Source organism: Sutcliffiella horikoshii (assembly GCF_044809035.1).
In the GTDB taxonomy this organism is placed as follows: Bacteria; Bacillota; Bacilli; order Bacillales; family Bacillaceae_I; genus Sutcliffiella_A; species Sutcliffiella_A horikoshii_G.
This window is the reverse complement of the sequence record NZ_CP085237.1, coordinates 665,010-684,487: the sequence shown is the minus strand read 5'-3', so window position 1 is coordinate 684,487 and position 19,478 is coordinate 665,010. Positions and strand designations below refer to the sequence as shown.

Annotated in this window: 20 protein-coding genes; 10 read left to right on the top strand and 10 right to left on the bottom strand. The window is 40.0% G+C overall.

The genetic code is table 11. From position 1 onward, the window contains the following. Positions 1-191: 191 nt before the first annotated feature. Both LG307_RS03820 and LG307_RS03815 read right to left on the bottom strand, forming a co-directional pair. On the bottom strand, positions 192-659 hold the full coding sequence (locus LG307_RS03820; protein ID WP_404448306.1) for a CBO0543 family protein: 468 nt from the start codon (positions 657-659) through the stop codon (positions 192-194). Between the two features lie 98 nt (positions 660-757). Next, positions 758-1,393 (bottom strand): lysoplasmalogenase, encoded by a 636-nt coding sequence (locus LG307_RS03815; protein ID WP_404448304.1) that lies wholly within the window; start codon positions 1,391-1,393, stop codon positions 758-760. Between the two features lie 420 nt (positions 1,394-1,813). Here LG307_RS03815 and LG307_RS03810 point away from each other — a divergent pair, with 420 nt between their 5' ends. The 5 genes from LG307_RS03810 (at position 1,814) to LG307_RS03790 (ending at position 7,473) form a co-directional block, all read left to right on the top strand. Continuing rightward, positions 1,814-2,716 carry a macrolide 2'-phosphotransferase gene (locus LG307_RS03810; RefSeq protein WP_404448301.1) on the top strand — a complete coding sequence of 301 codons (903 nt, stop codon included), beginning with the start codon at positions 1,814-1,816 and terminating at the stop codon, positions 2,714-2,716. A gap of 365 nt (positions 2,717-3,081) precedes the next feature. After that, positions 3,082-3,363, top strand: a complete 282-nt coding sequence (locus LG307_RS03805; RefSeq protein ID WP_404448298.1) for a hypothetical protein — start codon at positions 3,082-3,084, stop codon at positions 3,361-3,363. 154 nt (positions 3,364-3,517) lie between these two features. Beyond that, positions 3,518-4,420 carry an ABC transporter ATP-binding protein gene (locus LG307_RS03800; protein WP_404448295.1) on the top strand — a complete coding sequence of 301 codons (903 nt, stop codon included), beginning with the start codon at positions 3,518-3,520 and terminating at the stop codon, positions 4,418-4,420. Continuing rightward, positions 4,401-6,896: an ABC transporter permease subunit gene (locus LG307_RS03795; RefSeq protein ID WP_404448293.1), complete on the top strand. Its 2,496-nt coding sequence runs from the start codon at positions 4,401-4,403 to the stop codon at positions 6,894-6,896. The genes LG307_RS03800 and LG307_RS03795 overlap by 20 nt, the downstream gene beginning before the upstream one ends. 163 nt (positions 6,897-7,059) lie before the next feature. Then, on the top strand, positions 7,060-7,473 hold the full coding sequence (locus LG307_RS03790) for a hypothetical protein (RefSeq protein WP_404448291.1): 414 nt from the start codon (positions 7,060-7,062) through the stop codon (positions 7,471-7,473). Between the two features lie 60 nt (positions 7,474-7,533). On the opposite strand, the gene LG307_RS03785 is transcribed toward LG307_RS03790, so the two are convergent. The 4 genes from LG307_RS03785 to LG307_RS03770 form a co-directional block, all read right to left on the bottom strand. Further along, entirely contained in the window at positions 7,534-8,265 is a 732-nt protein-coding gene (locus tag LG307_RS03785) for a hypothetical protein (RefSeq protein ID WP_404448288.1), read from the bottom strand. Next, positions 8,240-8,767 (bottom strand): RNA polymerase sigma factor, encoded by a 528-nt coding sequence (locus tag LG307_RS03780; RefSeq protein ID WP_404448285.1) that lies wholly within the window; start codon positions 8,765-8,767, stop codon positions 8,240-8,242. Before LG307_RS03780 ends, LG307_RS03785 begins: the two co-directional genes overlap by 26 nt. Positions 8,768-8,880: 113 nt before the next feature. Then, the gene (locus LG307_RS03775; RefSeq protein WP_404448282.1) at positions 8,881-9,885 is read right to left on the bottom strand and encodes an SMI1/KNR4 family protein; all 1,005 of its coding nucleotides are present in this window, start codon (positions 9,883-9,885) and stop codon (positions 8,881-8,883) included. 257 nt (positions 9,886-10,142) lie between these two features. Then, positions 10,143-10,925 (bottom strand): SDR family oxidoreductase, encoded by a 783-nt coding sequence (locus LG307_RS03770; protein ID WP_404448279.1) that lies wholly within the window; start codon positions 10,923-10,925, stop codon positions 10,143-10,145. A gap of 148 nt (positions 10,926-11,073) precedes the next feature. Here LG307_RS03770 and LG307_RS03765 point away from each other — a divergent pair, with 148 nt between their 5' ends. Continuing rightward, entirely contained in the window at positions 11,074-11,643 is a 570-nt protein-coding gene (locus LG307_RS03765) for a biotin transporter BioY (protein WP_404448276.1), read from the top strand. 139 nt (positions 11,644-11,782) lie between these two features. Here the strand turns inward: LG307_RS03765 and LG307_RS03760 are convergent, their stop codons facing one another. Next, positions 11,783-12,442 (bottom strand): permease prefix domain 1-containing protein, encoded by a 660-nt coding sequence (locus LG307_RS03760; RefSeq protein WP_404448273.1) that lies wholly within the window; start codon positions 12,440-12,442, stop codon positions 11,783-11,785. Next, positions 12,429-12,782 (bottom strand): PadR family transcriptional regulator, encoded by a 354-nt coding sequence (locus tag LG307_RS03755; RefSeq protein ID WP_404448270.1) that lies wholly within the window; start codon positions 12,780-12,782, stop codon positions 12,429-12,431. Before LG307_RS03755 ends, LG307_RS03760 begins: the two co-directional genes overlap by 14 nt. 120 nt (positions 12,783-12,902) lie before the next feature. Between LG307_RS03755 and LG307_RS03750 the strand changes: the two genes are divergently transcribed. The 4 genes from LG307_RS03750 (at position 12,903) to LG307_RS03735 (ending at position 15,626) form a co-directional block, all read left to right on the top strand. After that, positions 12,903-13,214 carry a sporulation protein gene (locus LG307_RS03750; RefSeq protein ID WP_404448268.1) on the top strand — a complete coding sequence of 104 codons (312 nt, stop codon included), beginning with the start codon at positions 12,903-12,905 and terminating at the stop codon, positions 13,212-13,214. 127 nt (positions 13,215-13,341) lie between these two features. Beyond that, complete coding sequence (locus tag LG307_RS03745) at positions 13,342-13,890, top strand: sigma-70 family RNA polymerase sigma factor (protein ID WP_404448265.1); 549 nt, start codon at positions 13,342-13,344, stop codon at positions 13,888-13,890. 3 nt (positions 13,891-13,893) lie between these two features. Further along, complete coding sequence (locus LG307_RS03740; RefSeq protein ID WP_404448262.1) at positions 13,894-14,331, top strand: PadR family transcriptional regulator; 438 nt, start codon at positions 13,894-13,896, stop codon at positions 14,329-14,331. Beyond that, the gene (locus LG307_RS03735; protein ID WP_404448259.1) at positions 14,328-15,626 is read left to right on the top strand and encodes an FtsW/RodA/SpoVE family cell cycle protein; all 1,299 of its coding nucleotides are present in this window, start codon (positions 14,328-14,330) and stop codon (positions 15,624-15,626) included. Before LG307_RS03740 ends, LG307_RS03735 begins: the two co-directional genes overlap by 4 nt. 54 nt (positions 15,627-15,680) lie before the next feature. On the opposite strand, the gene LG307_RS03730 is transcribed toward LG307_RS03735, so the two are convergent. Both LG307_RS03730 and LG307_RS03725 read right to left on the bottom strand, forming a co-directional pair. Then, a complete protein-coding gene (locus LG307_RS03730) occupies positions 15,681-17,486 on the bottom strand; it encodes a YhgE/Pip domain-containing protein (protein ID WP_404448256.1) in 1,806 nt (601 codons plus the stop codon). Next, positions 17,486-19,429, bottom strand: a complete 1,944-nt coding sequence (locus tag LG307_RS03725; protein WP_404450371.1) for an RND family transporter — start codon at positions 19,427-19,429, stop codon at positions 17,486-17,488. The genes LG307_RS03730 and LG307_RS03725 overlap by 1 nt, the downstream gene beginning before the upstream one ends. Positions 19,430-19,478 lie beyond the last annotated feature (49 nt).

Sequence of the window (19,478 nt, the reverse complement as noted above, 5' to 3'; positions counted from 1 at the left end):
CCAGCTCCTTAATCTTTTCAGGAGAGGTGCCTACCCCTTGATCTTCAAATTCTACAAAAACCAATCGGCTGTTTCCTTTAGATAGCTGGTTACCTCTCCGCCACGCGGCATCGCTTCAAAGGCATTTTTCAAAAGGCTTATGAACACTTGCTTCATTTCACTTTACACACAGGCATGCATCAAGGTTTCCGCTACTGCTTCATCGCATCTACTCTTTTTAAGAAGCCAATAATACCTCTAACTAAAAACAAGGTAAAATTGATACTGCCAAATGTATGGAAAGCAGACCATTTTTTCCACTCAAATAATCTTGAGTTTTTTTCTAGCCACCATTGACATAAACTCATTGGAACACTAAAAATCATACTTTTTAGTAGTAAGGTTTTCCATTTATCATGGTAAGATATTCTAATCCAAATGACACTTAATATTGGAAAGAACAACAAATCATAAATAATATTTGTACTGAAAATTTTTGAAAAAGGCCTTACCGGATAAGCAATTTTTTTAGTTCCTACTACATAAGAATCAAGTAAAATCGAAATAACTCCCTTTAGGAAAAAAACCAGTAAATTTTCTCTCATTTTTGAACCTTTAAATAAATATGGTAAGGAGACCATACACAGTATATTTAATAGATTTAACAACCTTCTTTCCATTGGGACACCCTTTCATGAAGAATGAAAATTTTAATACTTTTACATTTCCCATCAAGAAAGATATTATCCGATGCTAAGGCACATCTACATGAAAAAATTTAAACCCAATGCAAAGAAATCGCAAATAGATATTGAGCCAAATAATAAGGGATCATCACCAGATAGTTTCTATAGGTTAGCTTTCCGACAAATCTATCCCAGGCAAGAATTGCGTCGGAAAAGAAAAACAAGATGGCGCCTGCAATTATTATCAGCTGTTGACTATAGAATGCTGCCCATACCATGGACGTGATGATCGCTACATATACCGTAACCGCAAGTAAAAGCGTAATGCCCCCTGAATGGAAGACTCCCTTGGACAATTTTAAGAGGTAGAAAATAGCAATTAAAAGTAACGCTCCAGTTACCCAGGTCCCCACCTCTCCACCCCCGGGGATATATAAAAACGCTACAACATAGCAAACATGTCCAGCCAAAAAGGATATCAACCCATATACAAAGCGATCCTTCGGTAGCATCAAAAATATATCACCTAGTATAGAAAATAATAACCCAGCAAGGATCCACCAGCTATATGTAGAAGACAATTCATCCAAGCCCAACGTTGCTATTAAAATAATGATGACCATAGTCCCTGGCTTTAAAAGATACATCCATTTTGCAAGTTGTTTTTCGGTTGAATAAAGATAAAAAATACCCAAAAGCATAGTGAGAATGGAAAGTGAAAGCAACAATATAAATCACCCCTTTGTACTCTCTATTTTAATCCACAGACAGAAACCTTAGAAGCCTGATGCAGAATAATTTCCACCTCGCTTGCCTCCCCTCCATCATCCATGCTACACTCATAGTAACTTTTAAAGAAATGGAGGGTTTTCCTATGACTGCAAGTATGCGACTTCGATTCCAAGCTTTGAACCGTTAATTGAATACGTTCAAAGGCTCTGCCTGTGTGCAGGGTATATGGGATTGGTCTGCCTACTTTTAGGAAACCTTTATTTTACGATGCTAATATGATCTGTAGAAAAAAGAGGGGACAGTCTACCCTCTTTTTGTTATGCCTTTTTTATGAAATCGCGGACATGGTTTTATTTTGCCTACCCATCTACTCTTCTCACAGGACGCCAAAATAAAAATGAAGAGGAGAATGAAAGATGACTTTAACTAAAGAAAAAGTAATAGGAATTGCAAAAGATAATGGCCTGGATATACTGGCCGACACACTGACTTATAACGAATCCGGACTGGATTTCCTTGTAGTATTTGCTGAAGATGTTGATGGTGCAGAGTGGGTATTACGCTTCCCTAGAAGAGACGATGTGATGGCTTCCACCCAAAAGGAAAAGCGTACCCTTGATTTAGTAGGGGCGAAGCTGAGTGTGGAAGCACCAAACTGGTTGATTTACACGGATTCACTGATTGCCTATAAAAAACTCAGCGGAGTACCAGCCGCTACTGTCGACCCCGAAGCACAAGCATATGTATGGGTACTGGACGAAAAGAACGTTCCAACTGGTTTTAACGAAACACTTGCAGAAGCCTTGCTATCCTTACACCGTATCGACCATGAAGAAGCCCGCACTGCAGGTCTCCCTGTTGAAACACCGGAAGAAATCCGTGAAAACATGGCGGAAAGAATGGAAAAAGTGAAAGAGGAATTTCATGTGGACCCAGAGCTTTGGCAAAGGTGGCAGGACTGGTTGGGGAATGACTCAATCTGGCCAAAACAAACCGCCCTTGTTCACGGCGACCTCCATGCCGGTCATATCTTGATTGATGAAGCGAACAAGGTTACTGGCTTTATCGACTGGACCGAGGCAGCCGTTGGAGACATTGCCATCGACTTTGTAGCACACTACCGCACATTTGGAGAAGGTGTGCTGAAAGAATTGATTCATTACTATGAAAAAGCTGGTGGATACGTGTGGCCAGGAATGGCTCAGCACGTGATAGAACTGACAGCAGCCTACCCGATCGCCATAGCGGAGTTTGCACTCAAGTCAGGTTTAGAAGAATATATGGAGATGGCGAAGCAGGTTTTGGGGAGGAAATTCTAAACCCAATTTTACAAAAATAGATTTTATGTGCCAACCTATTATTATTTTGCCGTAATGACACAAAAACTGGATTTATGTATCAAAAATTAAAACTGCTCTAGAAAAAACTGGTTGCCAATGTACGTAGTATTCATGCGAATCAAGAGTTTAGGTACGTTATTAGGATTTGCAACTATCTTAACATTATTCAATCTCTTGGTCTTTCTTATTTAAAGAAACAAATAAAATGCTTGTATTTATCAAAACCCATATTATTCCTAAAAGAATAAAAATTTACCAATAATTCTATTGACCTATATATCTTACTATTTTAGTATAAAAATGTAAGAAAAAAGAAAAAACACTTTAAGGGGGGAGGAAATTCTATGAAAAGAAAGATTGTTAGTCTAATAGCAGTTTTAGCTCTATCTGTAAGTTACTTTTCAGCGAATGTTAGTGCTAATGTTGTAACCGCTCAATCGGCACCTAATACTATTTATTGGAGTAGTGGCACCACTGTTTGGAGTGGCCAATACAAATTCTATACAATTGGAAAGCATGGTGCAACATACAGAGGATACCTAAGTACAAATTCAGGTTGTGGATCTAGTTGTATATACTCTGGTACTCTGTATAAACATCCTTTGCAATACCCAACACCATTTTAATATCTATTTTTTATTCTACTGGAGTGGTAAAATTAAGGTAAAATTAAAGGCTCTTATCTAGTAAGACAAGATAAGGGCCTTTTGTATAGCAATAAATGTCTGATTATTAAATCAATTAATATTTTTCTTAAAAATCAAAGAGGAGACTACACCCATGATCCTTACAGTTGATAACGTAAATAAATCATTCGGAAAAGACAAGATCCTTAAAGATGTTTCGTTTAAAATTGAGAAATCCTCTATCATCGCTTTGGTTGGCCCAAATGGTTCGGGTAAATCAACCCTCCTAAGTATCATCACCAATCTACAACGGGCAGACAGTGGAGAAATTAGCATTTTAGATAAAAAAAATACTGATGTGAGTTTATTTAAAGAGGTTGCATTTATGCAAGACAATACGGTTTTATATGACTATTTAACTGGATATGATCACATGCAATTTATTGCGGAAGTGCAGTCTTTACCTAAAAGCCAAATTGTAGAAACCGCAGAGCGCATTGGTATTACAAGATACTTGAATAAACGCGTTGGCAATTATTCCTTAGGGATGAAGCAACATCTTCTACTCGCAATGGCAATCCTCAATAAGCCAAAATTGTTGATATTGGATGAACCATTGAATGGACTTGACCCCACAAGTGCCATTAAAGTGCGCAACCTATTGTTAGAGTTACATAAAGAAGGCACCACTGTTCTATTATCCTCCCATAATTTATCGGAGATTGACCGGATCACTTCAGAGATTTTATTCCTGAAAAAGGGAGTAATAATAAAAGAAGATATTTCTCAATATGAAAGGATATGTTATCACCTTACTGTAAATGATGTTTCAGAAGCACATAAGCAATTAACTAAGGAATTATATGAAGTAGAAATTATATCAAACCAGAAAATCTCCCTGTTCCTGAAAGACACTTCCATACATATTCCTCTGTCTTTGCTTATGCAAAGTGGGACTAAGATAGCTGAAATAGAAAAAGTAGTTTTTGGCTCAGAGGACCGTTATCAAAATATCTTTGTAAAAAAGGATGCAGACCATGAAGATATTTCTATTTGAGCTAAAAAAATTATGGAGGCAAAAAAAATTCCTCTGGGTATCGATTATTTGCCTACTTTGTACCGTCGCTATCTTTCAATCCAATGTTAACGAACAAGAGGGAATGTTGGAAAGAGCACAAGAGGAACTGATACTACACCAAGAAATTGTGAATGGAGTACAAAGGGATTTATCAGAATTAGACAGGCAACAGGAGCTACCAGAAATTCAACAAAATCAATTAAACCTTACAAAAGAAATGAACTTAATATTAATGCAGTTAAATAGAGTGATGGAAAGAGAAGAGTGGGAAGATATTTACACCTTAAAGCTTTCCTTTCTAGAATTGGTGGAGCAGTACGAAGCATATGGAGAACCTTTCCCTATCTTAACAGGGCAAGAATTAAGCATGGAAAAAGCTTTAGCAGAGTGGTTTATTTCATACAATCTTAGCTATGAAGATGAAGAGTATCCTGTTTCTCCCCATTTAATTGTAAAGGAATTAAGTGACTGGGCATTCAGTTTAGCTGGTCTTTTTGTAATGTTATTGCTATTTGGCAATATATTCACCAGTGAAAGGGAACAACAAACATGGTTGACTTTACAGACCCAGCCGATAAGAAAATGGGAACTGCTAGTTTCCAAATATATTAGTCTGTTAGGTGCCACCTTAATCTTCATGGCTTTATTCATCGTTGTTGGCTTAGCCATTCCAAGTGTTTTTTCTGAATACTCCTTTAGTGGACACTATCCGATTCTAATACAAGACACTCAAACTTTCTATATACTCCCGATCATGACTTACATTATTAGAATCGCAATCTTTTTTGTCAGTGCGGCTATTTTTCTTTTTGCATTGGTAACATTCTTAAGTAACTTACTTAAGAATACGTTTATAACCATAATGCTTTCTTCTTTTATTATCATGGTTGGTTATAGCTTAACTGAACTTAATAACTCTTTACAGATGGCAGGAAATCCTTTTCAACTCTTTCGTATTTCGGCTTTATCAGCCACCATACCTACTGGCGATGATTGGAATTATCCCTGTCTTTCAATTATGTGGGCTTTCATATTGATCCTCTTTGCATATTTTATTCCTGAAATAAGAAGTTTGTCTTTCTCTCAACAATCTTCCCACATTCAACCTTTTAAGAGTAAAAAAGGATCGCTTTTAAATAAGTTAATGTTTTTCGAATGGAGAAAGGTAGTTAGAAAAAAGCTATTTGTACAGATTAATGTTTTATTATTGTTATTTGTGACAGTTGGTTATTTTATTCTTTTCCAACAATCCAGTGCACAAGAAATACAGTATCTAGAAGATTTGTCAAAAATGGAAGAAACAGAAACGTGGATTGCACTTTCCGAAGAAGCTATAGATAGATACGAAGAGGTAAAAGAGCAATCAGGAGAAACTATTTATGATGACTTTATTGCTGATGTCGAGAAATCCATCAATTTTTTTAAAGAAAAAAGAGAAAAAGGAACAGAAGCAGCTAAGGAATACGAACAAAAAAATTGGACAGCATTTTATGATTATCAACTCTTTGATAATCATACTGCTGCAGGGAAAATTGATACAGGTGGTTTTTATCTGGATAACAGAATGGATAATCTCGGAAAATTCACTGTGGAAACCAGTATTACAGAAAAAGAATGGTTGATGAAAAAAAATATTCAACCTATATTTACAGGTACCTTTATCCCGACCATCTATCATCAATTTACAGATGAGGAGCTCCATCAGACATTCAAAGAAGAAAATAGAAAACTAAATAGTAGCGGTCTTTTTTCTTTATATTTATTTAACAAGTACTACCTTTATTTCATTCCTATTCTCTTATGTTTCTTCTTGTTTGGAGGGGGTTTGGCTTCAGAGAGAGGGAAAAAGCAAACGTTACATTTATTACAAACTCAACCACTAGCGTTAAGTAACCTTTTCTTAGGAAAAATAATGACAAGTAGTATATTATCGATTGCTAGTGGAGTAGGGTTATTTTTAATCATTGTTTTGATTGGAAGCTTATTCAATCGTTTTGGGGATTGGCTTTACCCGATTTTATATTATAACCATGAAGACATCGTAAATTCTTCCGACTACTCTGGGTTGGTTTCAAGTGGATATGGCTATCACTTCATCCCTTTAGGGGAGTACCTTCTCTTCAGTGTGATCTTTTTTGTTTTATGTTTACTTTTTGTCCTGGCACTTACCATGGTTTTATCGACTTTTATAAAGAATGCATTGACCGTTTTTTCGGTTTCCATCCTTCTAAATATCTCTGGATATTACGCCACAACTAAATTAGGGATGGACATTGCTCATTTACTTCCATTCACATACTTTGATTTTCCTAAAGTGATAAACGGCGAACTATCTATTGTGATGGATAACGCAAAGATCAATGTATTATATGGTTGCCTTGTACTTTCAGGACTGTCTATCTTTTTAATACTAATTGGTTATTGGGTGCTTAGTATAAAGAAGATCCGAAAATAAACAATATACAAGACTTAAGGGGGTTTTTGAACTGAGTAAAAACTATGAAAAAAGACATTACTTTATTGTCAGTACCATCGCTTTATTAGTTCTTTCTCCATTAGTCATCTGGTTACTTCCATATATTTTACAAAGAAGTATCTTTAACCAAGGCTCCATATGGATGTTAGAGACACCTAGTATTACTTACACTTACTTTGCTGCAGCTTGGTTCTTTTTACTTGCAGCATCCATAGCTTCCTATTTTTTTTACAGATGGAAAGTAGGTATCTGTTTACTAGCAGTCATTATAGCCCTACCACTCATGTACATTGGTGTAAAACCAATAACTATTGTTGGGTCAGCAGGATTTACAATGGTAGATGCGCCATTTGACGAAAAAATTCTATACAGCTGGGAAGATGTAGAGAAAGTATTCTTAATTACCAATGATGAAACGAAAAAAGATAGTTTGGAGTTTCATTACAAAGATAACCAAACCATAATTATTGATAATCATGAGGAGGTACAACAGCTAAGAAGCATACTTTTAGAACTAAAGGATACTTATGGATTTACTTTTACTACAAAAGAATAGTTAGTGAAAAAGTTCCATCTGCTACTCTAGTTTACACTAGAAAGCAAATGGAACCTTTTTTCATTTAAAAGTAAGTAGCTTTGCAAGTTCGACTATATCCTCTTCCAGCTGCTCTGCTTCTTTGTCAGTTATATCCTTAAATTGAAAGGGTGGGGAGAAAGTGTACACGTAATTGTCAGTTACCACTAGAAGTGTCACTCCTCCATATTCTTGGTTTGAAACAGTCAATACTGCCCGATGAGTCCCAACTAGAATTTCTTTAGATTCATAGGATGCTGAGGGGGATTTTTTGTGTGGTAACAGCATTTCCATCCTTTGTTCAATGGGATACTCATTTTCATAAGTAGTAATATGAAGTAATTCTGGAGTACGGTTACCAAGCTGGTAATAGTAAGCCCCATAGATACCTCCCTCCGAAATTAATGGCTCACCGACGATAGCATCAATATATTTTTCTGCATTAAGGGGAAACACTTGATAAATCGAATCCAGAATAATGCCATCAGCATCGGCATTCTTCTCCGTATTTGGAGCTGCTTGATAAAGATTTTCCTCTTTGACAACCACTTCCTGTTGGTCTACTACGATAATTGGAATACTTATAACCAGTAATAATGTTGCGATGGCTATAAGGAGTTTTGAGGCAACTCGCCTTTTCTTGATGCTTCGGATATTTTCACCGATTCGTTCTCTTACCAACCCTGCACGCTCCTGATTCCACTCCAAATCATGTTCCAACCTCTTCAGTGATTGCTCCAAACGGGAATCACCCTCTGACCTGCTTCTCATCATTATTTACCTCCCTCTTCATTTTCTCCTCCAAGGTCTTCATCGCCCGGAACAAGGTTGACTTCACTTTACTTTCCGACCAATCCAAGATATGAGCTGTTTCCAAAATGGAAAACCCTTTTATCTTCCTAAGAGTGATTACCTGTTTATATGATGCTTTCATATTACTTAAAGCCTCATAAAGTTCTCGGGAATTCTCTCTAAGAATGATGATTTCCTCTGAAGATGCTGACATTTCTTTATTAAATACTTGATGGAATAACCTAATCGGCTTCATTTTACGGATGTAATCGACAGTAGTATTATGTGCAATTTTGAAAAGCCATGTTTTCGGGGAAGAATCCCTTTTAAATGTATGATGATGCTTATATGCCCTTAAAAAAGTCTCTTGCGTCAAATCCTCCGCCTGCTGACTGTCCTTGACCATGAGAATAATATATTTGAAGATAGTCTGATGATATTGGCTATACCACTCCTCTATCTCATTTTCTTTATAGAATGACACCGGCTTTCCCCCTTCATTTTTTTGACACTGTATAGACGGGCGAACTTCAAAAAAGTTTTAAAAAAATAAAAGAATGGCCTCCTCCCTCTTAAATAGAAGCAGGAGAACCATCCTTATAGTATCTTCACTTCATTCCAGATTTGTTCCAACGTTTTTCCCTCTATCACTGCGTGTTCCAGCAACTCCTCCACCGTCCCAAATGACTGCAGATCTCTTTCAGAGTCCGATAGGTGCCATTGTCCAGAATGGTTATTAAGGTGATAAATAGAACCGTTCAAGCTGAAACTCACCATGCCTCTAAGATGAATGTCCTTCTTTAATTGATCATAGGAGTAGTTCAACTTTTCTACAATCATTTCGCCGAGCATTCGAATGTCGCTGTCCGTGTCTACCCGGAAAGTTTCTATTAATTGAAGCAATGTTTCATCGTCCAGGCGATAAGTTAAGTAGTTCCAAACATTGCTTGCAACCTCCGACCTAATGTATGGATCATGGTGCTTGCTCAACAACACCAGCTGTTTCCCGAGCCACTCTTCATCAACATCTCCTTGCGACAAGGTGCCCAAGGCTATCACTAACTCCTCTGACTCATTCTTTTCTAGCAACCTCTCAAACTCTTCTTGACTATAAAATTTATATTCAAAGGAGCCATCAAAGTCAAACTCCTCCTCTTCCTCTACATACAAGTTGGAAAGGAACTCTTCAAAAGATGACGCCAGCTTCACTAGCTTTCCACTATCACTTTCTACATAGACAATCTCCGGATCTGATGGGACCTTGCGATAATCAAATGCCAACCAGCAGTGACCGTCCCCGTTAAATAATATCAGCCCCTCCGGCAACCCCCATTCTTTAATAAAATACGAGTTTCCTAGAATGCCGTTTTCCTTCTCTATCCCCATGATGTACTCTACCTGTACAAAATTCTCTCCCCAGTCTGTAGGCACTGGACTAGGATGCGCATTATAGTTGATATTCCCTCCGTTTTGTTCCATTAATAGTTCTAGATAGGCTTTTGGAAGACGGACTTCCAGCCGCTCCTCAGCCTCTTTGATATCTGATACAGTTAATGGTTTTAACTCATACTCATCAAATTCAGTTGCTTTCCATATAGTCAAGGGCTTGCTCCTTTTAATAGTTATTTTTAGGTTTATTTTACCATATATTTTAGAGGAGGTTGGAACCTTGGATATCTATAGAGGGCTTTTTTCTTCGTACCCGAATGAAAACATCCCCGCTCCCAATTCCACCCCACTGACGTCTTCATTCCCAATAATAAAGCCCATCTTGGAAAGAAAGGCTCCTATATTGCTTCTTAACAATAAAAATAACCGGTGACCCTCCTAAAAAAGGTCACCGGTTTCAGTATTCTCATTCAAATCCTCATATCCCATCGCTCCTGCTCCGTCTCCTTCAACTGCTTCTCCGTTTCCTCAGGATAAACGGTGCGGAACTTATGGTCGTCTGCTGGAATGATTTCCACCATCTTTTCAATCATATCTTCAGGATGGAACTCCTTCAACTGCGCTTCCTGCTCTATCATATCTGCTTCTCTTGTAAAATGCTTTTCTTCATCAAACCACTTCCACTTTTCCTCAGCAGCACGTTTATTAAAGCCAGTTGCGTATGGCCCCGGATTAATTGTCGCCACTTTCACGCCGAACTCTTCCAGCTCAGATTTCATCGTCTGTGCGATGCCTTCCAATGCATGCTTGGTTGCCGTGTAAGGACCCACATACGGTGTCGCGGAAATGCCCGCCATGGAACTCATGAAGACTATCTTTCCGCTTCCCTTTTTCACAAGCTTCCTTGCAGCAATCTGCGCGGTTTCTAGAGTCGCAAATACATTGATTTCAAAAAGGGCCCGAAATCTTTCCATCGGCACTTCCCCAAGCGGCCCTCCCTCATTGATTGCAGCATTTGCCACAAACACATCAAAATCGTATTTTTCCATCTGTTCCAAATCAAGAGGGTTGGTAATGTCGAGCTTGAAAACTTCCATATCCAGCCCTTGATTCTCCACTTCCCGCAATAGATCCGTTTTCTGGGATGTCAGTTCCGTTGTGGCGATGACTCTATGGCCCTTCTTGGCAAGCCCTAACGCAGCACCCCTTCCGAGCCCAGTTCCCGCTCCTGTGATGAATATTGTTTTAGCCATTTGAACTCCTCCTGTAAAATAGGTTATCGTTTTGTGTTCCCTGTAGGAATAGTCGTAAACCAAACAGCTAAAAAAAAGCCTTTTCAATTCCCGGGCTTTTATGTAAACTAAATTTATTATTAAGTTAACAAAAATGGAGGAACATCAAATGAATGCAAAAAACGAAAGATTACGTTGGCTAATTTTATGCGCTATGTTCGCCGCGATCACAGCCGTGCTCGCACAAATGGAAATCCCTTTACCGCTTGTACCAATAAGCGGACAAACACTTGCGGTAGGACTTGCGGCAACCATTCTCGGAAGCAGATACGGGGCAATGTCGATGGTCTGTTACGTCCTGCTCGGAGCAGTGGGCTTACCGGTTTTTGCTGAAATGAAGGGTGGAGCCGGGGTATTGGTCGGTCCAACAGGGGGATACATATTCGGCTTTATACTAGCTGCATTCTTTACTGGCTACATTTTGGAAAAAACAGCTTTCACATTAAAATGGGCAATGGTCGCCAACACAGTCGGGATGATCATCACCCTTGTGATGGGAACTATTCAGTTAAAACTTGTGATGGATATGACATGGGCGGATGCGTTGAAATTCGGGGTTTATCCTTTCATCGTTGTAGGTCTCATTAAAGCATTCTTGGCAAGTTGGATTGGGATTACAGTGAGAAGACGTTTGAAGCAAGCTAACTTACTGCAAGTCAAAGGGGATGTGGCTGCGTAATACTCTGGTGTATAATAAAAGAGAGAAGTGCGCGAACACCTCTCTCTGCAATGCAATATTATTAGTAGGAAAGCCACCTTTTTCTTTTACCGAAGCAGAAGGTGGTTTTCTCTTACCCAAATTCCTTGCGATATCACTTTCACGCCACCATCTTTCTTCGATCGGCCCCTGTAAATAAAAGCCCTAACCATAAGCCAATCCCCACTAAAAAGAAAATCATGAAAGAACTGATCGCAATATACACCTCACCAGTGGCAAAACCAGTTGTAAATGCAACAAACAAACTAAATGCCACCAACCCTATTGCTACTGCATATAAAATGGCCCGAACCCTATTCATGGCATACTTCTTAGAACTCTCTCTCGTTAACCCGCTATACGTAATGATGGCAATCCCAAACACCACAAAAATCGCAGTCCCTGTCACAGCTTCCAATTCCATATCCATAAAATACAACATGGCAGATGTCAAAATACCGAACAAAATGAGCAATATCCCAGTGATCAAACCAGCCGCTGAGATTCGTGCTGTCATCGACGAATAGACCGCTTGCTTCGCTTTGTTCTGCCCGACTTCGCGCATATCATCGACCAATCCGCTAAGATCTCCCATGGAACTCACTGCTTCTTTGAATGCAGCCGACTCATCCATTCCATCCTTCTTGTAGTCCGCGATTTTCTCTTTTAGATTGGTTGTTAGCTCTTCTTTAAGATCAAATAATTGCTGACTTTCCCCAACGCCGGAGAAAAGGCTATCTACATATGCCTGGACTTTTTTGTCCAAACTATTTCTCATCATTCTCGATTCCTCCCTCTATCAAGTAATTAAGTATCTCTTTTGCAAACTTCCATTCTTTCTTGTATTGCTCGTAGCGTGCCGAACCGTCTTCCGTAATCCGGTAGTATTTTCGCCGACCACCCTGGGTTTCATCCCCCCAATAAGAAGCGATAAACCCTTCCTTCTCCAGGCGACGAAAAGCTGTATAAAGCGTTGCCTCTTTCAGCTCATACTGATTTTTACTTAGTTCAATAATGGTCTTATAAATCTGATAACCATAACTATCCCCTTGGCGAAGCACATTCAAAATGATCGTATCCGTATGCCCCCGTATTAAATCAGTCGATATTTTATTCTCCACATCTCATCACCTCCTGGTTATAATTTACAACATATTACTGTGCGTGTCAAAGTAATTCTCCTAACAAAGTACTTATTAGTAAAATTCCATTAATTACTAATTTTACTTAAGTTCCGTCAGATGGAAAGCCAGAAGCTTCCCTTCAACCTAAAATCGGAAAAAGTATTCGGCCAACAATACGAATTCGTCCCTACGTTCGGAAAATATTTTAAGAGACTAGAAGAAATTGAGGTGTACATTTTCCAAGGGGATGTAGAAACGACAGTGCTGTTTGATGTGGATAAACTGCGGAAGACTCCATTTTCTTCAGTTGTGGATAAGTTGAATCTGGATAAAAACAGAGGCAGCGTGACGTTTAAGAATGAGCAGATTTTGAATGACAGAAGATCTGTGAGTGATGAGTTTGAGAAGATTATTGATAGAGTGTTGTAGGACAGAAGAAGAGCCAATCCTTTGACGGGATTGGCTCTTTTAGTTTCCTTTTCAATAAAATTATATATTTTTTCCAAACCCAAACAGTGGATGCATCGTCTAAAATGGAGAAAGGAGGAATGTGTACATGAATGAGCTAGAACATGTAGTTGTTTCTAAGGAAAATGTGATAGATAAAGAACAACTTATCCAAGAACTAATGAATGAGACCGGGGACGCGGTTCTCCATCTTGTTTTTACATATGTAAAGAACAGGACGATAGCCGAGGATTTAACACAAGAGATTTTTATTAAATGCTATGAAAAGATAGAGCAGTTCCATCACCAGTCTTCCATAAAGACTTGGCTCTACCGCATTGCCAGTAATCATTGCAAAGACTATCTAAAGAGCTGGCATTATCGAAAGCTACTACTCAATGAGAAAATATTGAACTATATACCCTCCAAAGCAAAAGATGTAGAGCTTGAAGTAATAGCTAAAAGTGAGGAAGCCAGCCTTACCAACGCAGTAATGGAATTACCTATACAATACCGTGAAGTGGTGATCCTTCATTACTATGAGGAGCTCCCTTTGTCTGAAATAAGCGCTATTACTTCAGTAAATGTCAACACATTAAAAACAAGACTTAAACGCGCAAGAGAAATTTTAAAAGAAAATATGATGGAGGAGGTATAGAGAATGAATGATCCATTTCTAAATTTTAAAAAGTCTATGAAGAAGAATGTTTTCAAGGATCTCACTTTTACGGATGAAAGGAAAACTAGAGTAAACGAAGCGATACAGGCAAAGCTTTCCTCCTCTTCCCTTCAGTCATTTAGCGAAGATACCATCCTTGTAATTTTGAAATCTCTACACCTGGAGGCCAAACATGGCTTTGAGATTTCCACACAGCTTTTCCAAAAAGAAGAACATAGCTTTTTGCACAATGAAGGACAGCTTTATACGCTTTTACATTTGTTAGAGAATAAAGAAGTTTTGGTCTCTATGTGGAGAGAGGATAAGAAGTATTATGCAATAACTGCAAAAGGTCGGAAACACTTGGCAGCCGCCACAAAAAAAGGGTATGCCAAACAACCGTTTTTATTAAAGGACTTACTAGAGGAGGCTTCCTTATGAGTTCGCCCATCTTTGATGAATTTTTAACAAAAGTAATGTCAAAAGTAAAATCGAAAGATGCTCACAGCATGATAAAAAAAGAGCTCCATCATCACCTCTTAGAACTAAGCCAGTCATTCCAAAACCGTGAGGATTCCAAAGAAAAAGCAGAGGAAAAGGCCGTTCAAGAAATGGGGAATCCTTATTCAATCGGGGAGAAATTAAATAAGCTTCATAAACCGAGAATGGACTGGATGCTCATTATTCTGTTTACCATTATAGGAGCGATAAGCTTTCTCCCCTTAATCGGGAATGCACCAGGCTCTTTATTTTTGGAGAAGCAGGCAATCTGGTTCAGCCTGGGAACAATCGTCCTGATTTCGTTTCTATTCTTTGATTATAGGAAACTGAAAAATTGGTGGTTTCTTTTTTATAGTAGTGGTGTGCTTGTACTCCTATACCTTCTTGTATTCGGCATTTCAGCAGGAGGAGTCAAGAGATGGATTTCGTTTGGCGGATTTACGGTGGATGTGGCTACCATTTCCATGCTTTTGTTTTTCCTTGCGTGGTCTGGTATTTCCACTAAATCTGACCTGTTTAACGGGTGGAGACAAGGAATGATGTTTGGTCTATTCTGGATACCTTTCATGCTTTACATGATGCTTCCTTCCTTTCCTTACAGTATTTTTTATTTTTTCTGTGTACTAATGATGTTCACTTTTTCCCATATACCGAAAAAGAGCAAAGTTATCATGATCACCGCAAATTTGACCACGTGTCTACTTTTTATTGTACCGATTTTAATCAGCTCTCGTGGTAGCCTTTTAAGGGAAAGATTATTTTCTTTTCTTTCCCCTGAAGAATATGTAAATGGACCGGGGTATATGTACATCTTAATCAAAGGATTTCTTGCTGACGCAGGCTGGTTCGGAAAAGGTCTAAATGGGGATAGCGCCATTCAATCCCTACCAGATGCTCACACAGATTTCGCTTTTCCCTATCTTGTTTACTCACTCGGCTGGGCATTCGGGATATTTCTATGTATGTTATTAATCGTGTTCATATGGAAAATTTCACAAAATGCAAGCAAGACGAAGGACGCTTATGGAAGGATACTAGTAGTTGGGGGTGCTACCTTAATTGCGGTTCCAGCACTATGGAATATACTAATGGGCTTAGGGTTTGCACCAATTATAAATGTTCCTTTACCTTTTATCAGTTATGGCGGAACCACACTGATTTTTTATTCCGCCGTTTTAGGGATTATCTTAAGTGTTTACAGACGGAAAGATATTGTCGAGCCAAGTAAAATATAGCTCTATAAGAAAAGGGAGGTTTCTTCTGTGTATCAGTAGAAACCTCCCTTTTCTTTACTTAAACAACTCTTTCAACAAAGTCCAGAATCCCTTCTTCTTCTCAGGCTCCGCTTCCTTCGTCTTCTTCTCTTCCATCTTGATTGCCTCGGTTTTAATCACAAACTGTACGGAAGTAACTTTCTCATTTTCCTCAGAAACAAACGACACCGGCTTGAAGTCCGATTTATCGAATTCCTGAATCATTTTATCAATCTCAGCTTGCATTTTTGCAGGCAAGTCTTTGGTTTCGGAATATAGTTCCTCTGTTCCCTCAGACAACTCATTCACTCCTGAGGACAATTCACTTGTACCATCTGTCAATCCAAGTAAGCCTGTGTGAAGCTGTGAATAGGATGTGGATAGCTCACCCACCCCGTTTGTATAACTCACAAGTCCGGAGTGGAACTGATTATAGTTGGCTGCTAATGTTTCCAACCCTTTCGTCAGCTCAGCAAACCCAATCAGATCTGTCTCCTCTAATGATGCAGATAGCTCATCTGCAATCGTCGTCAACGTGCCGCTCATCCCTCTTACCGCTCCATTGACCTGGGTCAGAGATGGTTCCACTGCGGCAAATGCTTCGCGAACCTGTGCATAAGTCCCCTTCACTTTCTGGGCAGCGGCATAATTGGCTGCCAACTTATCCACAACGGCGGGATCTGCTCCGCTCTCATACAACCCGGCAATCTCTGCTTCAGTTAAATCCCCTGCAGGAATTTCTGTAATCGCACCATCTAGTGCAGCATATGCCGCAGCGTAGTTTTCCTGAAAAGTTGCGAGTCCAGCTGCCGTATCATTCAATCCTTTCGCAAGCTCTCTCAACCCGGCAGGCAGTTCCATCAAGCTGCTCAAATCAACTTCCGCAGCACCACCAGAAAGCTCACGATTAATCGTTCCTAACGCTTCTTTTATAGAGCTTGAGGCCCCAACCAACTCAGAGGAGGATCCATTGAGCTGATTGATTCCATTTTTATATTGTGCAGAACCATCACGAAGCTTCCCGGCACCGCCATTCAACTCAGAAACACCGTCCTGCAGCTGGCCAACTCCATCATTCAACTGTCCGATAGCATCAGACAGCTCTGCCATATCATCGGTCATCCCTTCCGTTCCCGTTGTATCAATCGGAAGGCTGGATGGGACGGCGGCAATCTCGACACCATTGAATTCAAAGTTATCCACATCCGCCTCGACGCGAAGCTGCTCTTCTTTTCCAGGCATGACGGTAAACGTGATTTGTTTATTTTTCCCGACATTCGCCTGCATGCCACCAGCAGAGGCTTCGATATTCTGATACGTATTCGGCATAGTCAGGGAGACTTGCAGCAAGTAATTTTCATAAAAAACGGTATTCACATTCTTGTTCGATGCTGTCTCTACTACTATCTCCACACGACCACTTTTCCCCGCAAGCTCTGCCGGGTCCACTTTACGACCATCCAAAAGATACGTAACCGTCACATCCCATGGCAGTTCTGTTCCTTCTTCCAAATCGCCTTGGTAGTAGAACTTCCCTTCCTGTTCCACATCGGCCACCACACGCTCGCCATCTTGCTCAAGCTCGGTCATGTCCGTCAAATTTTTCACTGTTTTATACTCACCGAAATCCAGGATCTCCCCCGCTTTCGCAACATCAAGCGTATTCACGACATAAATAGGGCCAAGGTCTCCATTGGCTTTTAACGTGGCATAGACCACTTCTTCCTTGGTCCGGACATTCCGTTGGTCCTCAGCATAAACGCCACCCGCATTGCTAAGAAATGAAGGCAAGAAAATCATTCCGGCTAGTGTAACATATAGTAGTTTTTTCTTTCTCATCATCACTTCTCCTCTTTAAAATTGGACTTATAGGTCGTTTTCTTGATGAATTTATCACACACAAGCAACATCGCCGGCAGGAAGAACAGTACCATGATAAACGCCAGCAGTGCTCCTCTTCCAAGTAATAGTCCAATCGATCCGACAATCGGATTAGAAGACGTAATCCATAAAATAAACCCGACACTTGAAAGGATGGCTGCCGAAATCGAAATCGAGAAGGTCTTCTCATCCAAAGTCTTGATAATTGCCCTCCTCGCAGACATTTCCTTGCGATGGTGCGTGTAAGCCTCTGTAAACAAAATTCCATAATCCACCGTTGCCGCTAACTGCACCGTGCTGATGATGAGGTACCCGACAAAAACGAGCGAGGTTTCCGAGAAATACGGGATCGACAAGTTAATCCACACAGAGGACTGAATCGCCAGTAATAATACAACCGGAATGGAAATGGACCGGAAACCAATCAATAATACTATAGCAATGGTCACAACCGTCAACACATTGACGAGTATATTATCCTTTGTCACCGTGTTTTTAATATCATACAAGGTTACGCTCTCCCCTAGGCTGAGCGCGGAGTCCCCGTAATACTCGGATGCGGCTTTATCCACATTTTCCACAATGGCAAAAGGAATGTCTCCTTCTGTCGCCTGGTTGGTGTTGATCACGATCCGGCTATAATTTTCCGAATAAAATTCATTCCGGACCTCTTCGTCAAGATACTCCGGAGGAATCACTGGGTCCACCATGTTCACATAAGACACGACACTTGTGACATAGTCCATAGATTCCAGGTCTGCCACAAGCTCCTCCTCTTTTGCCACTTCACCCTTTGGAACCAAGAGGACTATCGGTGTGATTTCCCCAAAGGATTCATTGATTTGCTTATAATCCGCACCCGCTCTCGTATGGTCTGGCAGTTCACCGAAACCATATGTAAAAGAGGTATTTGTCTGCGCAAGGAATGCCGGCACCAACAAGGCAAGAACAATCAACAAGCTCGGAACCCTAAACTTCACAACAAATTTTCCAATCCCCTCAAAACTTGGAATGAAACTTCTATGCTGCGTCTTATCCATCCATTTATAAAAGAAAAGCGTCAATGCCGGTAAAAATACCATGACACTGATAAAACTCAGTACAATCCCTTTTACCAAGTTCAACCCAAGGTCAGAACCGATCTCAAATTCCATAAAAGTAAGGGCAATAAATCCGAAGAACGTCGTCGCCGCACTTGCCGTAATGGCCGGGAAAGACTTTTTCATCGCAAGCTCCATGGCCTCTTCGGGATTGTTAGTCTTTTTCCGATATTCTGAAAAACTGTGCAACAGGAACACTGCATAATCAAGTGACACGGCGAGCTGTAATATCGGCGCAACCGACTGCGTCACAAAGGAAACCTCTCCGATAAAGATGTTGGTTCCTAAGTTAATGAGGACCGACACCCCAATTGCTGTCAGGAAGAATATCGGTTCCACCCATGATGTTGTGGAAATGACAAGTATGAAAATAATGATCGGCACAAGCAGCATGGCCGCATACATCGATTCATTCCCAGCCATTTTCTGTGAGGTCGCAGTGTTTATCGCTTCCCCTGCAATTGCACCATTTTCGCCAATCAATTCATAAACTGCATCGGTAATGGCTACCTCATCCCCACTACGGACGCTGATGGAAAACAAGGCATTGCCATCCTTGTAGTAGCTTTCGACCATCTCTTGATCTGCTATTTCAAGCGGCGTTTTCAGGTCGACCACATCATCGAGCCAGATTACCTCTGCCACTCCATCAATGGCTTCTAATTTCTCTTTATACGTAACGGCTTCCTGTATCGTCACATCGGATATCATGACCCGCGTATCCGGAACAGAGCCTGTAAATTCTTTTTCCATGATCTCCATCGCCTTGGTGGACTGGGCATCATCCGGCAGATAATCTACCATATTATAATTGACCGAGACAAAAAACTGAGCCACGGTCGAGATGATGGTC